This is a genomic window from Pseudomonas sp. NPDC087598, from assembly GCF_044743525.1.
Lineage (GTDB): Bacteria > Pseudomonadota > Gammaproteobacteria > Pseudomonadales > Pseudomonadaceae > Aquipseudomonas.
Window position 1 is genome coordinate 19,475 of the sequence record NZ_JBIUWQ010000061.1, and the last position, 18,583, is coordinate 38,057.

The 18,583-nt window shown below is 60.2% G+C and carries 20 protein-coding genes; 12 read left to right on the forward strand and 8 right to left on the reverse strand.

Annotation, left to right across the window (positions count from 1 at the left end):
- Window positions 1-13: 13 nt before the first annotated feature.
- Together ACIOWE_RS25050 and ACIOWE_RS25055 are read right to left on the reverse strand one after the other, a co-directional pair.
- On the reverse strand, window positions 14-643 hold the full coding sequence (locus ACIOWE_RS25050) for an L-threonylcarbamoyladenylate synthase (protein WP_401397075.1): 630 nt from the start codon (window positions 641-643) through the stop codon (window positions 14-16).
- Between the two features lie 13 nt (window positions 644-656).
- A complete protein-coding gene (locus tag ACIOWE_RS25055) occupies window positions 657-1,520 on the reverse strand; it encodes a PHP domain-containing protein (protein ID WP_401397077.1) in 864 nt (287 codons plus the stop codon).
- An 87-nt stretch (window positions 1,521-1,607) separates the two neighbouring features.
- Here ACIOWE_RS25055 and ACIOWE_RS25060 point away from each other — a divergent pair, with 87 nt between their 5' ends.
- The 6 genes from ACIOWE_RS25060 (at window position 1,608) to ACIOWE_RS25085 (ending at window position 6,022) form a co-directional block, all read left to right on the forward strand.
- Window positions 1,608-2,204 (forward strand): septation protein A, encoded by a 597-nt coding sequence (locus ACIOWE_RS25060; protein WP_201239224.1) that lies wholly within the window; start codon window positions 1,608-1,610, stop codon window positions 2,202-2,204.
- Between the two features lies 1 nt (window position 2,205).
- Window positions 2,206-2,505, forward strand: coding sequence for a YciI family protein (locus tag ACIOWE_RS25065; protein WP_016987935.1), 300 nt, complete (start codon window positions 2,206-2,208; stop codon window positions 2,503-2,505).
- Between the two features lie 294 nt (window positions 2,506-2,799).
- Window positions 2,800-3,210, forward strand: a complete 411-nt coding sequence (locus ACIOWE_RS25070) for a translation initiation factor 2 (protein ID WP_401397080.1) — start codon at window positions 2,800-2,802, stop codon at window positions 3,208-3,210.
- A gap of 7 nt (window positions 3,211-3,217) precedes the next feature.
- Entirely contained in the window at window positions 3,218-3,895 is a 678-nt protein-coding gene (locus tag ACIOWE_RS25075) for a response regulator transcription factor (protein ID WP_150742443.1), read from the forward strand.
- A 167-nt stretch (window positions 3,896-4,062) separates the two neighbouring features.
- On the forward strand, window positions 4,063-4,512 hold the full coding sequence (locus ACIOWE_RS25080) for an LTXXQ domain protein (RefSeq protein WP_401397083.1): 450 nt from the start codon (window positions 4,063-4,065) through the stop codon (window positions 4,510-4,512).
- 169 nt (window positions 4,513-4,681) lie between these two features.
- Complete coding sequence (locus ACIOWE_RS25085) at window positions 4,682-6,022, forward strand: sensor histidine kinase (protein ID WP_401397086.1); 1,341 nt, start codon at window positions 4,682-4,684, stop codon at window positions 6,020-6,022.
- 111 nt (window positions 6,023-6,133) lie between these two features.
- Here the strand turns inward: ACIOWE_RS25085 and ACIOWE_RS25090 are convergent, their stop codons facing one another.
- Entirely contained in the window at window positions 6,134-6,700 is a 567-nt protein-coding gene (locus ACIOWE_RS25090; RefSeq protein ID WP_401397088.1) for a nitroreductase family protein, read from the reverse strand.
- A gap of 121 nt (window positions 6,701-6,821) precedes the next feature.
- Here ACIOWE_RS25090 and ACIOWE_RS25095 point away from each other — a divergent pair, with 121 nt between their 5' ends.
- On the forward strand, window positions 6,822-8,276 hold the full coding sequence (locus ACIOWE_RS25095) for a TrkH family potassium uptake protein (RefSeq protein WP_401397091.1): 1,455 nt from the start codon (window positions 6,822-6,824) through the stop codon (window positions 8,274-8,276).
- Here the strand turns inward: ACIOWE_RS25095 and ACIOWE_RS25100 are convergent.
- Window positions 8,233-9,294 carry an AraC family transcriptional regulator gene (locus tag ACIOWE_RS25100; protein WP_201239218.1) on the reverse strand — a complete coding sequence of 354 codons (1,062 nt, stop codon included), beginning with the start codon at window positions 9,292-9,294 and terminating at the stop codon, window positions 8,233-8,235. The two genes, ACIOWE_RS25095 and ACIOWE_RS25100, sit on opposite strands and share 44 nt — an antisense overlap.
- Before the next feature lie 164 nt (window positions 9,295-9,458).
- Between ACIOWE_RS25100 and ACIOWE_RS25105 the strand changes: the two genes are divergently transcribed.
- Both ACIOWE_RS25105 and ACIOWE_RS25110 read left to right on the forward strand, forming a co-directional pair.
- A complete protein-coding gene (locus ACIOWE_RS25105; RefSeq protein WP_064119594.1) occupies window positions 9,459-9,770 on the forward strand; it encodes a DUF962 domain-containing protein in 312 nt (103 codons plus the stop codon).
- Between the two features lie 22 nt (window positions 9,771-9,792).
- The gene (locus ACIOWE_RS25110) at window positions 9,793-10,383 is read left to right on the forward strand and encodes an HD domain-containing protein (protein WP_401397094.1); all 591 of its coding nucleotides are present in this window, start codon (window positions 9,793-9,795) and stop codon (window positions 10,381-10,383) included.
- Window positions 10,384-10,497: 114 nt separating this feature from the next.
- Here the strand turns inward: ACIOWE_RS25110 and ACIOWE_RS25115 are convergent, their stop codons facing one another.
- The gene (locus ACIOWE_RS25115; protein WP_401397097.1) at window positions 10,498-11,313 is read right to left on the reverse strand and encodes a UDP-2,3-diacylglucosamine diphosphatase; all 816 of its coding nucleotides are present in this window, start codon (window positions 11,311-11,313) and stop codon (window positions 10,498-10,500) included.
- A gap of 132 nt (window positions 11,314-11,445) precedes the next feature.
- Between ACIOWE_RS25115 and ACIOWE_RS25120 the strand changes: the two genes are divergently transcribed.
- Together ACIOWE_RS25120 and ACIOWE_RS25125 are read left to right on the forward strand one after the other, a co-directional pair.
- Window positions 11,446-12,210 carry an AraC family transcriptional regulator gene (locus ACIOWE_RS25120; RefSeq protein WP_401397100.1) on the forward strand — a complete coding sequence of 255 codons (765 nt, stop codon included), beginning with the start codon at window positions 11,446-11,448 and terminating at the stop codon, window positions 12,208-12,210.
- 73 nt (window positions 12,211-12,283) lie between these two features.
- On the forward strand, window positions 12,284-13,177 hold the full coding sequence (locus tag ACIOWE_RS25125; protein WP_401397103.1) for a DMT family transporter: 894 nt from the start codon (window positions 12,284-12,286) through the stop codon (window positions 13,175-13,177).
- On the opposite strand, the gene ACIOWE_RS25130 is transcribed toward ACIOWE_RS25125, so the two are convergent.
- A complete protein-coding gene (locus ACIOWE_RS25130; RefSeq protein WP_201239213.1) occupies window positions 13,171-13,458 on the reverse strand; it encodes a SelT/SelW/SelH family protein in 288 nt (95 codons plus the stop codon). The two genes, ACIOWE_RS25125 and ACIOWE_RS25130, sit on opposite strands and share 7 nt — an antisense overlap.
- Before the next feature lie 71 nt (window positions 13,459-13,529).
- On the opposite strand from ACIOWE_RS25130, the gene ACIOWE_RS25135 reads away from it, so the two are divergent.
- Window positions 13,530-15,719 carry a patatin-like phospholipase family protein gene (locus ACIOWE_RS25135; protein WP_401397107.1) on the forward strand — a complete coding sequence of 730 codons (2,190 nt, stop codon included), beginning with the start codon at window positions 13,530-13,532 and terminating at the stop codon, window positions 15,717-15,719.
- A 142-nt stretch (window positions 15,720-15,861) separates the two neighbouring features.
- Here ACIOWE_RS25135 and ACIOWE_RS25140 read toward each other — a convergent pair whose 3' ends face one another.
- Both ACIOWE_RS25140 and ACIOWE_RS25145 read right to left on the reverse strand, forming a co-directional pair.
- Entirely contained in the window at window positions 15,862-17,655 is a 1,794-nt protein-coding gene (locus ACIOWE_RS25140; protein WP_401397110.1) for a FimV/HubP family polar landmark protein, read from the reverse strand.
- Between the two features lie 127 nt (window positions 17,656-17,782).
- Entirely contained in the window at window positions 17,783-18,217 is a 435-nt protein-coding gene (locus ACIOWE_RS25145) for a MarR family transcriptional regulator (protein ID WP_127652354.1), read from the reverse strand.
- Between the last annotated feature and the right edge of the window lie 366 nt (window positions 18,218-18,583).

The window sequence follows — 18,583 nt, forward strand, 5'->3', positions numbered from 1 at the left end:
CCACTGCGGACATTCAGGCCTCGACCATGAACGGCGTCGGATCGCCACAACCGACGCGAACCACTTCCGGGTCATCGCCAGTCAGATCGACCACGGTGGAGGCCTTGATGCCGCCGAAGCCACCATCGATGATCAAATCCACCTGATGTTCGAGCAACTGGCGCATTTCGTACGGATCGCTCAGCGGATCTTCATCACCCGGCATGATCAGCGTGACGCTCATCAGCGGCTCGCCCAGCTCTGCCAACAACGCCAGCGCAATCGGATGGCTGGGCACACGCAGGCCGATGGTGCGTTTCTTCGGATGCAGCAGCAGCCGGGGCACTTCGCGGGTGGCGTTGAGAATGAAGGTGTACGGCCCCGGCAGATGCGCCTTGAGAATGCGGAAGGTGCCGGTGTCGATCTTGGCGTAGTTGCCCAGCTGCGACAGGTCGCTGCAGATCAAGGCGAAGTTGTGCTTCTCATCGAGCTGACGCAAGCGTCGTACGCGCTCAATGGCGGTCTTGTCGCCGATCTGGCAACCGATGGCATAGGAAGAGTCCGTGGGATAAATCACCACCCCGCCCTTGCGGATGATCTCGACCGCCTGTTTGATCAGGCGCACTTGCGGGTTTTCCGGATGAATCTGGAAAAATTGACTCACATTCTCTACCTGTTCAGACGGCGGCAATAACTGTGTCATGTTTGAACCGACCCCACAGGGGTGGAAGGTCCTCGGGAACCGGCCGGTACTGGCCGATCTCGGACCAGCCGCCAGGGCCATGAAAATCACTGCCGGCGCTGACCAGCAGACCGAACTCACGGGCAAGGATTGCCAGGCTGCCCACCTGTTCCGCAGGCTGATGGCCATTGACCACTTCGATCGCATGCCCGCCTGCTTGAATATAGTCGGCAATCAGCTTTCGGCGCTTGCTGCGGGTGAAATCGTAGTGCCAAGGGTGTGCCAGGCTCACCCAGGCACCCGCCGCCCGCAGAGTGCCAACGGTGTCTTCCAGGGTCGGCCAGTGTTGCTTGACGTCGCCCAGCTTGCCGGCGCCGAGCCATTTGCGGAATGCCTCGGCGCGATCCTTTACAAAACCTTCACGCACCATCCAGTCGGCGAAATGCGGACGGGCCGGGGCGTTGCCGCTGTCGCCCAGTTCCTGCTGGATCTGCCGGGCGCCGTCGAGGGCGCCGGGCATGCCCTTGAGGGCGAGCTTGCGGCTTATTTCTTCCGACCGCAGCCAGCGACCATCGTGCAATTTGGCGATTGCCTCGACCAACGGCGCGGCGTTGACGTCGAAACCGTAGCCCAGCACATGAATGGTTGCGCCGCCCCAAGTGCAGGACAATTCGACGCCGTTGACCAGTTGCATCCCCAGTTCAGTGGCGGCCGTGCGCGCTTCGGCGAGGCCTTCGAGGGTGTCGTGGTCGGTCAACGCCAGGACTCGCACGCCGTTCTCGAACGCACGCGCAACCAGAACCGCAGGCGCCAGGGCGCCATCGGAGGCCGTGCTATGGCAGTGCAAATCAACATTCACGGGGAGTTGTAACCTCAAATCAGCTGGCGCTATCGCACGCCCATATGTTTGTTATTATGCCGCCACATCCGGCATCTGGCTCTCACTGTGAAACAATTCATCGATTTCATCCCGCTTCTGCTGTTCTTCATCGTCTACAAACTCGATCCACGCACCGTCGACGTCGCCGGTCATGAGTTGACTGTAGGCGGTATTTACAGCGCCACCGCGATGCTGATCATCAGCTCCCTGGTGGTGTACGGCGCCCTGTTCATCAAACAGCGCAGGCTGGAAAAGAGCCAATGGCTGACCCTGATCGCCTGCCTCGTCTTCGGTAGCCTGACCCTGGCTTTCCACAGCGAGACCTTCCTGAAATGGAAGGCCCCGGTGGTCAACTGGCTGTTCGCCGCCGCGTTCATCGGCAGCCACTTCATCGGTGACCGCCTGCTGATCAAGCGCATCATGGGCCATGCACTGACCCTGCCGGATCCGGTCTGGACCCGCCTGAACATCGCCTGGATCGCCTTTTTCCTGTTCTGCGGGGCCGCCAACCTGTTCGTCGCCTTCACCTTCCAGAGCATCTGGGTGGACTTCAAGGTGTTTGGCAGCCTCGGCATGACCGTGCTGTTCCTGGTCGGCCAGGGCATCTACCTGTCCCGTCACCTGCACGACGCCGATACCACAACACCAAAAACCGAGGACTGACATGCTCTACGCAATCATTGCCACCGACGTCGCCAACTCTCTTGAAGCGCGTCTGGCTGCCCGCCCGGCGCATCTGGAACGCCTGCAAGCGCTCAAGGGCGAAGGCCGCATCGTATTGGCCGGCCCGCACCCGGCCGTTGACAGCAATGATCCGGGCGCAGCGGGTTTCACCGGCAGCCTGATCGTCGCCGAGTTCGACTCCCTGAGCGCCGCGCAGGCGTGGGCCGATGCCGATCCGTACATTGCCGCTGGCGTTTATGCCAATGTGATCGTCAAGCCGTTCAAGCAAGTCCTGCCGTAAGAATTCCTGGCGGGTCAAAAGAAACCTGTGGCGAGGGAGCTTGCTCCCGCTGAGGCGCGAAGCGCCCCTCGCTTTTCAACTCAAGGCAATGGGACTGCTGCGCAGTCCAGCGGGAGCAAGCTCCCTCGCCACAATGACTCCCCAAGCTCTGAGTGTGAGGTGATTACGCCTCTCACCGCCTGCGACATTGCCTCTGGCAGTGAACCTTCCTGGTTCTTGCTGCTCTCAATCGCTCATTATTCTCGTTTGCCTGCCGACAACCTGCCCAATATCCATTTGGAAGCAGGTGTCGCGATGCGCAAGGGTCCGTTGTGTCTGATGTTGGTCACGTTGTCGATCATGGCGCCCGCCCATGGTGAGGAAACCAGCGAAGGCGGTAACTCCACGCCGTTGTCATTGAGCGCCGGCAGTCAGATCACCGAGTTGCAGCAGCGCCTCAAGGCCAGCGAGCAGCAGCGAGAAGAATTGAACAAACAACTGCAAAATGCTGACAACACACGCGAGAGCGCTCAGCTCGCCCGGCTGCGCCAAGAGAACCAGCGCCTCAAGCTGCAACTCAAGGAAGCCCAGGCCAGCCCGCTGCCGCGCCTGTTGACCGATCAACAGCAGTGGTTCGTTACCGGGGCCGGGGTAGCGCTATTGGCGCTGCTCTGCGGTATCTTTGCCAGTGGTGCAAGCCGAAAACGTCGGCAATGGTTAAATTGAGTGAGTCATGAGCGAGCTGTTACTGATTGATGATGACCAGGAGTTGTGTGAACTCCTGAGCAGTTGGCTGAGCCAGGAAGGCTTTCAGGTGCGTGCCTGCCACGATGGTCAGAGCGCCCGCAAGGCATTGGCGGAAACCGCCCCGGCGGCGGTGGTGCTGGACGTGATGCTGCCCGACGGCAGCGGTCTGGAACTGCTCAAGCAACTGCGCAACGATCACGCCGATCTGCCAGTGCTGATGCTATCGGCACGCGGCGAACCGCTGGATCGTATCCTCGGCCTTGAGCTGGGCGCCGACGATTACCTGGCCAAACCCTGCGATCCCCGTGAATTGACCGCGCGCTTGCGCGCCGTGTTGCGCCGCAGTCATCCGGCCGCCGTGTCGACTCAGCTTGAACTGGGTGACCTGAGTTTCAGCCCGATGCGCGGCGTGGTCAGCATCGATGAGAAAGAACTGACACTGACCGTTTCCGAAAGCCGTCTGCTCGAGGCGTTGCTCAAGCAACCCGGCGAGCCACTGGACAAACAGGAACTGGCGCAACTCGCTCTCGGCCGCAAACTGACTCTCTACGACCGCAGCCTCGACATGCACGTCAGCAACCTGCGCAAAAAGATCGGCCCCCACCCGGACGGTCGCCCGCGCATCGTCGCCCTGCGTAGCCGTGGCTACTACTACAGCCTGTAAATACTCACCTGTGGCGAGGGGAGCCTGCTCCCTCGCCACAGTGTTTTGTCAGGCTGATGACAAAGCGTCTTTACCCAAGCTTTACGCAGCACTGACCGCCGCTGACCTTGATCTCCGTAATCTGCACTCATCCGGAACGTACCGGGAACGAGACAAGGAGATACACCATGCGCAAGACTCTTATCGCTCTGATGTTCGCTGCCGCTCTGCCAACCGTCGCCATGGCCATGCCGCAAGACGGCGGCCCGATGGGAGGCCCGATGGACGGTGCTCGCCACGGCGGTCAGATGCACGGCATGCACGGCAAAGGCCCGTACAGCCAACTCGACCTGTCCCGCGAACAGCGTGAGCAGATCCGCAAGATCATGGGCGAGCAAATGCACGAGCGTAAGCAGACGGTCGACAAGTACCTGGAAAAACTCTCGCCGGCCGATCAGAAAGCCCTGAAAGACGAGATGGCCGCCAATCACAAGAAAGCCGAAGCCGATGTGCGTGCGGTATTGAAACCGGATCAACAGAAGAAATTCGACGAGATCCAGAAGAAACAAGCCGAACGCCGCGCCGAATGGGCCGAGTTCAAGGCGTGGAAAGCGCAACAGCCGCAAAAGGCGCAATAATGTTCTGACCCATGGCCCAACGGCTAACCCCGTTGGGCCTGTTTGCATTTGTCCCTGTAGGAGCTGCGGCACGCTGCGATCTTTTGATTTTGCTTTGAACAACAAGATCAAAAGATCGCAGCGTGCCGCAGCTCCTACAGGGGGATTTGTGTTTGATTGAGGATTTTCTGTGCGTTCATTGTTCTGGCGTATTCTCGCGAGCTTCTGGCTGGCCATTGCTCTGGTGGCAGGGCTTTCGATTCTGCTGGGGCACATGCTCAATCAGGACGCGTGGATTCTCAGCCGCCATCCGGGTCTCAACACTCTGGCCGCCGAGTGGACGCAAACCTACGAAGCTCAGGGCGAAGACGCCGCCCAGGACATCCTCGAACAACGCAAACGCCAGTATCACATCGACGTCCAGGTGCTCAACGAAAGCGGTGATCCGGTGGTGCGCGGCACCTTTCCGCGCCGCGCGGCAGCTTTCGAGGCACGACAGAACAACGATGACCGACGCCTGCCATGGCGGCGTCTGACGGACGAGTTCACCAGTGACAAAACTGGCGACACTTACCTGTTCATTTACCGCATCCCGCACCCTGAACTCGACGCCTGGCACCGCGAAAGCCTGCTCTGGCCGTTGAGCGCGCTGGGCATTGCGCTGGTGGTACTGACCCTGTTCAGTCTGCTGGTGACTTTCTCGATCACCCGCCCGCTCAGCCGTTTGCGCGGCGCGGTGCACGATCTGGGGCAGACCACCTATCAGCAAAACAGCCTGGCAAAACTGGCCAACCGTCGTGATGAATTCGGCGTGCTGGCCACCGATTTCAACCGCATGGGTGCGCGCCTGCAAAGCCTGATCGGCAGTCAGCGCCAGCTATTGCGCGATGTGTCGCACGAACTGCGCTCACCGCTGGCACGTTTGCGCATCGCCTTGGCGCTGGCAGAACGGGCCAATCCTGAAGAGCGGGAAAAACTCTGGCCACGCCTGACCCGCGAGTGCGATCGGCTGGAAGCGTTGATCAGTGAAATTCTGGTGCTGGCGCGGGTCGATGCCGACAATGCCAGCGCTGAAGACGTGGATCTGAATGCGCTGCTGGGCACCCTGCAGAAGGATGCGCAACTTGGCTCACCGGAGCAGACGGTGCGCCTGGAAGCTGAGCCGCAACTGAACCTCAAAGGCTGGCCGACGATGATTGAGCGGGCTGTCGACAACCTGTTGCGCAATGCCCAGCGCTTCAATCCTGAAGGTCAGGCTATTGAAATGCAGGCGTCGCGTCAGGGCGAAAAAATTGTCGTGAGTGTGCGTGACCATGGGCCGGGGGTGCAGGAAGAGCATCTGAGCCAGTTGGGCGAACCGTTTTATCGGGCGCCGGGGCAGACAGCCGCCGGACACGGGTTGGGACTGGCGATTGCGCGACGGGCGGCGGAACGGCATGGCGGCAGTCTGACGTTGGCCAATCATCCGCAGGGCGGGTTTATTGCCAGCCTCGAATTGCCGCTGGTGCCCGGTGCAGTGGTTCAACTCTAGGTAAAATTGTGGGAGCGAGCCTGCTCGCGAAAGCGGTGTGTCAGCCAATGTAAAGGGTGTCTGACACACCCTCTTCGCGAGCAGGCCCGCTCCCACATTTGATCGGTGGTGTCAGGGCTTAGCGGGCCAGGCGCTGACGAACTCGTTCAGATCAACCTTCTCCGCCACACGCGGCTCTTTCTGCGGTGTGCCGAGGTAGAGAAACGCAATCACCTCTTCACCTTCCGTCAGGCCCAAGCCTTTGGCCACGTGGCTGGAATACGCCAGATCGCCCGTGCGCCACACAGCACCAATTCCCTGCGCATACGCCGCCAGCAGAATCCCGTGCGCCGCACACCCGGCTGCGAGCAGTTGCTCGGCCTTCGGGTACTTGACGTGTTCCTGCAGTTTGGCAATCACCACGACCACCAGCGGCGCCCGCAGCGGGCCGTTGCGGGCCTTGTCGATCATCGCTTCGGTGACTTCGCCTTCCTGCATTTGCGCAGCCTCGGCCAGCAACTCGCCCATCTGCTCGCGCGCCGTGCCTTCAACTGTCAGGAAGCGATACGGCTGCAAATGGCCGTGGTCCGGTGCCCGCAGAGCGGCGGCAAACAGCGCTTCGCGTTGCTCGGCAGTGGGGGCCGGTTCGACCAGTCGGGGAACGGAAACACGGTTGAGCAAAGCGTCGAGAGCCTGCATCGGCCACCTCCTGAGAAAAATGTGCGGCTATTCTAGCTGCATCTGCCAACGGGATGCCGGTTTACATGCCCTGCCCCACGGGTAGAATGGCGCCCTTCCCACATCAGCCCGAGCGGACTTCATGGCGTTGCCGACCTTACGGATCATTGGTTTCATCATCGGCATCTTCCTGATCACCCTGGCCGTCGCCATGGTTGTGCCCATGGCCACGCTGGTGATTTTCGAACGCACCAGCGATCTGCCGTCGTTCCTCTGGGCAAGCATGATCACCTTCGTCGCCGGCCTTGCGCTGGTGATTCCCGGCAGGCCCGAACACATTCATCTACGCCCGCGCGACATGTATTTGCTGACCGTCACCAGTTGGCTGGTGGTGTGTATTTTCGCCGCGCTGCCGTTTCTGCTGACCCAGCACATCAGCTACACCGACTCGTTTTTCGAAAGCATGTCCGGCATCACCGCCACCGGTTCAACCGTGCTCAGCGGACTCGACACCATGTCGCCCGGCATCCTGATGTGGCGCTCGCTGCTGCACTGGCTGGGTGGTATCGGCTTTATCGGTATGGCGGTGGCGATTCTGCCGTTGCTGCGCATCGGTGGCATGCGTCTGTTTCAGACCGAGTCTTCGGATCGCTCGGAAAAAGTCATGCCACGCTCGCACATGGTGGCGCGGCTGATTGTGGCGGCGTATGTCGGCATCACCATTCTCGGCAGCCTGGCGTTTTGGTGGGCCGGGATGAGCCCGTTCGATGCGATCAACCACGCGATGTCGGCGATTTCCACTGGCGGGTTCTCGACATCCGACCAGTCGCTGGCCAAGTGGACTCAACCGGCGGTGCACTGGGTTGCGGTGGTCATCATGATTCTCGGCAGCCTGCCGTTCACCCTGTACGTTGCGACGTTGCGCGGCAACCGCAAGGCGTTGATCAAGGATCAACAGGTGCAGGGTTTGCTCGGCATGTTGCTGGTGACCTGGCTGGTGCTCGGCACCTGGTACTGGTGGACGACCAATCTGCATTGGCTGGAAGCCTTACGGCATGTGGCGCTGAACGTGACGTCAGTCGTCACCACCACCGGTTTCGCCCTTGGCGACTACAGCCTGTGGGGCAACTTTTCGCTGATGCTGTTTTTCTACCTGGGTTTCGTCGGCGGCTGTTCCGGGTCGACGGCGGGCGGGATCAAGATCTTTCGTTTCCAGGTCGCCTATATCCTGCTCAAGGCCAACCTTAACCAACTGATTCACCCGCGTGCAGTGATCAAGCAGAAGTACAACGGTCATCGCCTCGATGAAGAGATCGTGCGTTCGATTCTGACGTTCTCGTTTTTCTTTGCGATCACCATCTGCGTGATCGCCCTGCTGCTGTCGCTGCTCGGGGTCGACTGGATGACCGCCCTGACCGGCGCTGCCAGTACCGTGTCCGGCGTCGGCCCGGGGCTGGGCGAGACCATCGGCCCGGCAGGCAACTTTGCCACCCTGCCGGATGCTGCCAAGTGGATCCTGTCGTTCGGCATGCTGCTCGGCCGACTGGAGATCATTACGGTGTTTGTGCTGTGTATTCCGGCCTTTTGGCGTCACTGATCACATTCGGCGCCTGTAACAGCCGCGCCCGGTAATCACCGGGCGTGGTGTCGAACCAGCGACGGAAGGCGCGGAAGAAGTTGCTCGGATCGGCAAAACCCAACAGATAGGCGATTTCCAGCAAGGTCATGCTCGGTTGCGCCAGATATTGCTCGGCCAGTTCGCGGCGGGTGTCATCGAGCAACTGCTGAAAACTTGTGCCCTCCTCCTGCAAACGGCGCTGCAAGGTGCGTTGCGACAAATGCAAAGTCTGCGCAACGGTATCGCGCTTGGGTTCGCCCTGGGGCAGCAAGCGGCAGAGCACCTGCCGGGCCTTGTGGGTCACTCGACTTTCGGAAAACCGTGCCAGATATTCCCCGGCAAACCGGTCATGCAGCAACGCCATCGCCTCATTGGCCGTGGGCAGCGGTGCTTCCATGTCAGCGCGCTCGAAAATCAGCGCATCGTACGGCGCGTTGAACATCAGCGGTGCATGGAAAGCCTGTTTATAGGGTTGCAGATCTGCCGGCTCGTCACCTTGCACCAGCACTTTTACCGGGTGCAGCGTGCGCCCGGTCAACCAGCCACACAGGGCCAAAGCGCAGGCCAGCGAGGCTTCGGCACTTTGCCGGGTCGGTGGCAGGTGATCGCCGTGCACCGTCAGGATCAGCGCGTAACCGTCTTCGAGCAGACGAAAACTCAGGTCAGCGCTTTCGGCAATGATCCGCTGATAACGCACCAGTCGCTGGAAACCTTCGGCCAGGGTATTGCTGGACATCAGCGCGTAGCCGGCGACATGAAACGACGCCGGTCGCACCACTTTGCCCATGTTCAGGCCGATCGCCGGATTGCCGGACAGCTCGACCGCCCGTTGCCAGAGTCGGGTCATGGAATCTTGCGGGAAGCGCGCATCCGGATCATCCAGGGCGGAGTAATCGAGCCCCAATTGCTTGAACAGTACCCGGCAATCCAGGCCGTCCATCTCCAATGCTTTGACAATCCCCATCGCCCAGCTTGCAGAAGTTGTTCGTTCGCTCATGGCGTTTTTCTTTTACATGAGGGGCCGCATGCTACGGCCTGATTTGCGAAGGATACTAAAGTGGCGCCGATTGTCACTGGCCCACGCCAATGATCACTCTAGACTCAAATAAGCTACCCGCAGAACAACTCGTCGCCAGAACAATAACCACAGAGATCGCGGTCGTGGAAAACATCAAGCATTTCAATAGCTTCGCCGAGTTCTATCCGTATTACCTCAGCGAACACAGCAACAGTACCTGTCGTCGGCTACATTTCATCGGCACGACACTGGTGATTTTTATTCTCGCCATGACCATCGCCAAGGGTGCATGGCTACTGTTGCTGGCCCTGCCGCTGGCCGGTTACAGCTTCGCCTGGGTCGGGCATTTCTTCTTTGAAAAGAACCGCCCGGCGACGTTTCAGCATCCGCTGTACAGCCTGTTCGGCGACTTCGTCATGTATCGCGACATGATCCTCGGTCGCGTGGCCTTCTGAACAACAACATTGAGGATGGCCGATGAACGCCAGCGCCCGCTTCACCCATATGCAGGATGGCACCCAGGAAGACTGGGCGATCATCGCTGCAGATTTCAGTGCCTACGCCAGGCAATTGCCGTCACGGATCATGACCCACCTGAAATTGCTCGAAGGTGATTTCGGCGGTTTCCCGGTGGATCGCCTGACCCATTCGCTGCAAACCGCGACCCGCGCCTTCCGTGACGGGCGGGACGAGGAATACGTGGTGTGTGCGTTGCTGCACGACATTGGCGACACGCTGGGCTCGTACAACCATCCGGACATTGCGGCGGCGATTCTCAAGCCGTTCGTCAGTGCCGAGAATCTGTGGATGGTCGAGAAACACGGGGTGTTTCAGGGTTACTACTTCTTTCATCACTTGGGCATGGATCGACACCTGCGCGAGCAGTTCAAGGAACATCCGCAGTTTCAGGCGACCGCCGAGTTTTGCGCCAAGTACGACGCGGCGGCGTTTGACCCGGCGTATGACACGCTGCCGCTGAGCTTCTTTGAGCCGATGATGCAGCGATTGTTTGCCCAGCCGAAGAACTCGATCTACAAAGCTGCCATGGAAGAACACGCCCCAGCTTGATGTTGCCTGTTCCGGCCTCATCGCTGGCAAGCCAGCTCCCACAAGTTTTATGTACGCCGCAAACCCTGTGGGAGCTGGCTTGCCAGCGATGAGGCCCTCGCAACCACCCGAGAATCAGGCGAGCTCGGCGACTTTGGCAGCCTTGAGCTCCGCCTCGCGCGCCTGCGCATCCGCCAGCCGGTACAACTCGATCGTGCCATCCCAATGCTCGATCAACGCTGTGCACGACTCCACCCAATCGCCGCAATTGAGGTAATCCACCTCACCGACCTTGCGGATCTCGGCATGGTGAATATGCCCGCACACCACGCCGTGCAGTTCGCGCTTCACGCATTCATGGGCGATGGCTTCTTCGAAATCACTGATAAAACTCACTGCGGTCTTCACCTTGTGCTTCAAATACGCCGACAGCGACCAGTAACCGTAGCCATACCGGGCGCGCCAATGATTGAGCCAGCGATTGAGCGTCAGGGTGAACTCGTAGGCCGAATCACCGAGAAAGGCCAGCCAGCGGTGATAACGGGTGATCACATCAAACTGGTCACCGTGAATCACCAGCAGGTGCCGACCGTCCGCCGTGACGTGCACCGCCTCGTCGACCAACTGAATGTTGCCCAGAATCAGTTTCGAATAGCGGCGCAGGAATTCGTCGTGGTTGCCGGTGACGTAGATCACCTCGGTGCCGCGTTTGCTCATGGTCAGCAAGCGGCGGATCACGTTAGTGTGCGCCTGCGGCCAGTACATGCCGCCGCGCAGTTTCCAGCCGTCGATGATGTCGCCGACCAGGTAGATCTTGTCGGCATGGTAGCCCTTGAGAAATTGCGACAAGTGCTCGGCCTGGCAATCCCGCGTGCCCAAGTGCACGTCAGAAATCCACAAGGTGCGCACCCGTTGTTTGCGGCTGGGTTTGGCGAGCTCGGCGCTGGTCATGGGCAACCCTCTACGATGTTTTCGCCAGAGTGCGCCCGTCCGGTTAATCGACCATGACAGGCGCGAGTCAGTCGTGTGACAGCGCAGCCCAGTGGCGTCGGTGTAGACTGGCTGCCTGCCCGGAGACTTGCCATGCGACCGATTCTCACCTTGCGTCAATACACCCGCGATCTGATCGTCCACAGCCACGACCATGCCCAACTGGTGTTTGGCCTGTCCGGCGCGCTGGATTTCGAGGTCGAGGGTTGCGGTAGCCAAGTGCGGCAGCAGAGCTTCGTGGTGATTCCATCCGGCGCCCATCACGCCTGCGGCAGTCCGCAGGGCAGTCGCTGTCTGGTGCTGGATATTCCTGACGGGCAATGGATTGCCGATTCGCTCGGTGATCATGCCGAGGCCAGCCGCCGCTTGCTCGACAACCCGGCTCGTCTGTCGCTGGATTCCGGGCAAAGCCAATTGGTCAGTTGGCTGGCGAACAGCCCGGTCAGCGACCCGCTGATTGCCCAGCAAGGTGCGGTGCTGCTGCTGGCCAGCCTCAATCATGCGCAACCGGTCGAACTCGCCGCCCGCTGCCTGCCCTATGCGGCCCTGGATGCGCACATCGAACTGAATGCCGCTTATCCGCTGCAGGTCGCCGATCTGGCGCGGGTCGCCGGTTTATCCAGCGCGCGCCTGCATGCACGATTCATGGCCGAATGTGGTCAGACGCCGATGGATTACATTCGCAGTCGACGCCTGCATAAAGCTGTCGGCCTGTTGCGCGAAACCACGCTGCCCATCGGCGAAATCGCCAGTCGGGTCGGCTATAGCTCGCAAAGCGCCTTCTCTGCCGCCGTCCTACGCGAATTCGGTTCATCGCCCGGCCAACTGCGGCGCGATTCCTACAACAAAAAACGATAGTCCGCCGACAGACTTATTGGCCTCGACACGTTTCAATGCAGGTTGAATTTGAGTTTGAGATAGAAGGATTGCAATGACTCCGCGTACCGCCCTTGGCGCCCTGCATATCGGTGCTCTGATGTTCGGCCTGACCGGTGTGTTCGGCAAACTCGCCGCCGCCTCGCCCGCTGTTATCGTTTTCGGACGAGCCGCTTTCGCTGTACTTGCTTTGGGATTTTTCGCCCGTTTCGCCAGTCAGCACGGCTGGCAAAAACTGCAAGCGGTGGACTGGCGGCGTCTCGCCCTGAGCGGCGTATTACTGGCCGGACACTGGGTGAGCTTTTTCATCGCGGTGAAAGTCGCCGGAGTGGCCATTGCCACCCTGGGTTTTGCCAGTTTTCCGGCATTCACGGTGATTCTCGAAGGACTGATTTTCCGCGAACGCATCCGCGCCAATGAAATCGTGCTGGTGGTGTTGGTCAGCGTCGGCCTGATCCTCGTGACTCCGGCGTTCGATCTGGCCAGCGGCGCAACCACGGGTTTACTCTGGGCGGTGTTGTCGGGCCTGTTGTTCGCTCTGCTGTCGCTGACCAACCGCGCCAGCTCCGGACGCATCCCGGCGGTGCAGGCGGCGCTGTGTCAGAACGTGGTGGTGGCGCTGTGTCTGCTACCGGTGGCGGCGCCGCAACTGAGCGAGGTGCGCGCACTGGACTGGTTGTGGATCGCCCTGCTCGGCGTGTTCTGCACCGGCGTCGCCCACAGCCTGTTCGTTGCCAGCCTGGCGGTGATCAAGGCGCGCACCGCCGCGGTGGTGTTTGCGATGGAGCCGGTTTACGGCATCACCGTCGCCTGGCTGCTGTTCGATGAAAACCCGACGTTTCGGATGTTGATGGGCGGCGCACTGATCATCGTCGCCATCGTCGTATCAGCGCGAATGTCAGGCAACTCCAGCAAAAAAGCCGTCGCTGCCGAGGTCGCGTCTCACTGAGTGCGGTCGTTGTGGCCGAGGTCGCGGTCAGGATCGATCTGATCGCGAACGCGCTGCTTCAACACTTTCGCCTCGGGGAAACCGCCGTCAGCCTTGCGTTCCCAGATCTGCACGCCCGCGCAGGTAATCTGGAATACCCCGCCGGTACCCGGCACCAGCGACACTTTGCCCAGGTCATCACCAAAGGTGCTGAGCAGTTCCTGCGCCAGCCACGCGGCGCGCAGCAGCCACTGGCATTGGGTGCAATAGGTAATGACGACTTCGGCTTTTGCGGCAGACATGTTCACTGAAACTCCTGAGACAGAGGGCGCCGCTATAATAGCCGGCTTTATCGCTTGCCCCGAGACTCACAATGCGCCGTCCGCTGTTCTGCCTGCTGCTTGGTTTCCTTCCACTGTTCGTTTGCGCCACTGAAGCGCCACGACCGAAAGTCGGCCTGGTGCTGTCCGGCGGTGCCGCTCGCGGGCTGGCGCACATCGGCGTGCTCAAGGCACTGGAAGAACAAGGCATCAAGATCGATGCGATCGCCGGCACCAGCATGGGCGCGGTGGTCGGCGGCCTGTATGCCTCGGGTTACAAGATCGATGAACTGGAAAAACTCGCCCTCGGCATCGACTGGCAACAGGCGCTGTCCGACGCGCCGCCCCGGGAGGACGTGCCGTTCCGACGCAAGCAGGATGACCGCGACTTTCTGGTCAAACAGAAACTCAGTTTTCGCGACGACGGCAGCCTCGGCCTGCCACTCGGCGTGATTCAGGGGCAGAACCTGGCGCTGCTGCTGGAAAGCCTGCTGGCCCACACCAGTGACACCCGTGATTTCGACAAACTGCCGATCCCGTTCCGCGCCGTGGCCACCGATATCGCCAACGGCGAGAAAGTGGTGTTCCGCAAAGGCCACCTGCCGCAGGTGATCCGCGCCAGCATGTCGATCCCGGCGGTGTTCGCCCCGGTCGAACTCGATGGTCGACTGTTGGTGGACGGCGGCATGACCGACAACATCCCGCTGGATGTCGCACGGCAGATGGGCGTCGATATCGCCATTGTGGTCGACATCGGCACACCGCTGCGCAACCGCAAGCAACTGACCACCGTGGTCGATGTGCTCAACCAGTCGATCACCCTGATGACGCGGCGCAATTCCGAAGAACAACTGGCCGCCCTCAAACCGACCGACGTGTTGATCCAGCCGGCCCTGGCCAGCTTCGGCGTCACCGATTTCGGTCGCGCCCAAGAGATGATCGATGCCGGTTATCGTGCCACCCGAATCCTTGACGTCCGCCTCGCCCGACTCAAGCCGAGCGAGCCTCAGGACGCCGAACTCGACGCCGCCCGCGCGCCCGGCCAACGCACACCGATCATCACCGCAATCAAGGTCGAGAACGACTCGAAAGTCGACGACGATGTGATCCGCTACTACATCCGTCAACACATCGGCGAGCCTCTGGATCTTGGCCGTTTGCATTCAGACATGGGCACCTTGTACGGCCTCGACTACTTCGAGCAGGTGCAATATCGCGTGGTGCACAAGGGCCAGGATCACACGCTGGTCATCAGCGCCCGAGGCAAGCGCAGCGGCACCGATTATCTGCGAGTCGGCTTGAACCTGTCGGACGACATGCGCGGCGACAGCGCCTTCAATCTCGGTGCCAGTTACCGCATCAACGGTATCAATCGCCTCGGCGCGGAATGGCTGACCCGGGCGCAGCTTGGCGACAAACAGGAGCTGTACAGCGAGTTCTATCAGCCACTGGACGTCGGTTCGCGTTACTTCATTGCGCCCTCGGTGGTGTTCGAAGCACAGAACGTCGATGCAGTCCTCGACAATGATCCGATCGCCCAGTATCGCGTCGAGCGCTACGGCATGGCGTTGAACTTCGGCCGGCAAATCGGCAACAACGGTGAAGTGCGTTTCGGCGTCGGCGAAGCCTGGGGCAAGGCGGATGTGCGGATCGGCGATCAGGATCTGCCCAGCGAAAACTTCAACGAAGGCTTCTACTCGCTGAAATATTCCTACGATTCGCTGGACAACGTTTACTACCCCCACGAAGGCAAGGACATCAGCCTGACGTTCCTGCAATTCGAGCCAAGCCTGGGTTCGGATACGCGCTATCGACAGTGGGAGTTCAAACTCGACAAGGCGATGAGCCGCGGGCCAGACACACTGATTCTGGGTGGACGCTATGGCCGTACCCTCGACGACACCAACGTGGTGACGTCGAGCTTCCTGCTCGGCGGTGCGCGGCAATTGTCGGGGTTCCGCGAGGATGCGATTTCCGGGCAGAACGTCAGTTTGATGCGTGCGGTTTATTACCGTCGACTGACACCGCGCTCGTACCTGCCGCTGGACTTCCCGCTGTATGCCGGTGCTTCGCTGGAACGTGGACGGGCGTGGAACAACGATAATGAGTTCGACAGCGGCTACATCAATGCGGCGAGTGTGTTTATCGGTTTCGATACGCCGCTGGGGCCATTGAATTTCAGTTATGGGCTCAATGATGCGAATGAGCAGGCGGTGTACCTGAATCTGGGCCAGACCTTCTGATCACTACCCCCGGATTGATGGCGCCTGATGATTCGTCTTCGCGAGCAGGCTCGCTCCCACAGGGAATGCGTTCCAACTGTGGGAGCGAGCCTGCTCGCGAAGGCGTCAGGACGGTCAGTGCCAACAACGCCCGACATTCAAATCAACGAATCCCCGCCAACAACGTCCTGGCGGTTTGCTTCAATGGCTCATCCCCTTCCTTGAGCAACTCATTGAGCAACGCAATCGCGCTGTCGATGTCTCCGTCATCAATGCAGGTCTGTGCCTGTTCGAGCTTCCCGGCACCCGCCGCTGTTTCTGGCTCCGACATCTGCAGATCCAGCGGCTCCAGCGGCTCCAGCGCGAGCGATGGCTCTGGATCAGCAAACTCATCGAGAAAATCATCGTCCAGTGGTTGCGCATCCGGCTCGGGGATCCACTCGAGTTCGGCGTCCTCGCTGACCGTGGTCTCCGGCAGTTCAAAGCCCTGCGGCAACACTTGCAGGCTGGAACTGAAAGCGGAATCTGCGACGGATGGCTGAATCGGCGTCGACCGGCTGTCATTCAGATCCCAACTGGAATCCATCGACAATTCGTCCAGATTCAATTCGAAATCATCCTCGGGAGGCGTAGGCTCAGGAGCAGCGATGACGATGGGGGCTACGCTGGCGACCACTGGCGCGACTGCCGCCAACGGTGCAACAGCCGCCAGTTTCGGATGCCGGGCGCGGACGTCCTGTAAGGATTGCGCATCCACGCCAAGCGCTCGCGAATGACTTTCCTGTTGCTCGAACGCCGCGCTATCACCCTGACGCCCCAGCACTTCCAGCAATTGCAGACCCAGATCGACGCGCTCGGGCTCCTTGTGCAACGCATCGCGCAACAACCCGGCCGCCTCGCCAAGTCGCCCATAGGCCAGGTAGATCCCCACCGCTTCCAACACATCACCAGCCGCCGGTTCTTCTCGCTGTTCAGCCACAGCGTGAGCCCTGACGGGACGACTATCTTCGGCTTCATCAACATCCGGTTCATTGCGCAGCGGCAGGATCGGCAGCGGTGCAACGCCTTGCAGCTGCTGTTGGCGTCGGCGATGAACAAACAACGCGGCCAGAACCCCCAGCAACAACACCAGCCCCCCGAGCAGCGGCCAGCTCAAACCTTCATCCGGGGATTCGACGGGTGCAGCAACAGGCGTTGGCGTCGGTGTGACGACCGGTGCCGGCAGGGCTTTCTGCTGTTCGGCGAGGCGCGTCTGCAAATCACTGACCTGCTTCTTGCCGTCGGCAATCTGCACATCCTGCGCCTGCAGTTTTGCGTTCAACTCGTCGAGAGACTTTTGTAACTGCTGGTTCTGCAACACGCTGGCGGCCAGTTGTTCGGCCAGTGCATCGTTGGCCGGGGCTGCTACGGGCGGCGGCGCAGCTGGTGTGTCGCGTTTGCCCTGCGCCCCCTGCGGCGGCGCAGTGATGGGTTCGACCGTGGGAAACGCCGAGGATTGCGCGCGCGGATCCGGCTCATCGGTGGCCGGCACGATACCCGGCGAGCCCGGCGGATCGATCAGCACCGTGTACTCGCGCAACAAGCGGCCGTTGGGCTGATTCAGTTGCACAAGGAAATTCAGAAAGGGCTCATTGACCGGTTTGCTGGAGGTCACCCGGATCATCTGGCGATTGCCATGCAGGATCGGCGTGAACTTCAGGTCGCTGAGAAAGAACACCCGCTCGACCCCGGCACGACCAAACTCGTCTGCCGTGGCCAAGCTCACTGAAAGATCGTTCTGCGTCAGACCACCAACATCGAGCAGCGCGATATCGGCCTTGAGCGGCTGATTGAGAGCGGAATGAACCGTGATGTCACCCAGCCCCAGGGCCAGTGACAAGGTTGAATAGCCGACGGCGCCAGCGACCATAAGTCCTCTGGCGCAAACGCGCAGTACCACGTGCCAACTTGCGAGCATGAGCATCCCTTAAATAAGCAAAACCGACTTCTATGCGTTCGCACATCCGGTACGAACACGATATTGCCCAGTAGTTCTTATAGTCTGCCCAGCGCGATCTCTCAAAAAACCGGCACGCGGTTATGCCTCAAGATTTTTCCAGATTGGCCAGAATGTGCCCGTGAACACGCATGCAGACCTTCATATCCGCCTCATCGATACCGACGAACAGTTCGCTGCGCAGTTGTGTGGCGATGGTTTCAATTTGTTCGATCAGTGGCAGCGCCGGGGCGCAGAGGACAATCTTTTTCGCCCGGCGGTCTTCCATCACGGACTGGCGTTGCACCAGACCCTGGCTTTCCAGACTATCGAGCAAGCGGGCAAGAGTCGGCCCCTCGACGCCGACGCTTTGCGCCAGCTCACGCTGGGTCGGCGCCTCTTCGAAACGCGCCAGATGCAGCAGCACCAGCCAGCGCGCCTGAGACAGGCCGAGCCCAGCCAGACGCCGGTCCAGTTCGGCACGCCAGCCGCGGGACATCTGGGCCAGTTGCATGCCAAAGCGGTGTTGATCGGTTAACGGCATAAAACACTCATGATTAGACTGAAGTAATAGAGAAAAACTAATTATTAGTCAGCTAAGCATGAGCTGCAGCTATAGGCAAGTGGCGGTCTGTACTGAATCGTTACATCTTGAGAAGCCCCTCACCCTAAACCTCTCCCGGAGGGAGAGGGAACTGAATGGGGGATGCTGAAGAAATACGCTGACCTGAAAGTGCTTTAGCGAATCCATAATCCACGCAGTTTTTCAGGTCGACGTATAGCGCAAGACATCACGGTCGGCCCCCTCTCCCTCTGGGAGTGTATGTACCGGAGACATGGTGGACACATGTTCGGAGACATGGTGGACGGTTTTAGATCTTCTTACCTGCCGTCACGATCTGCAAGTTCA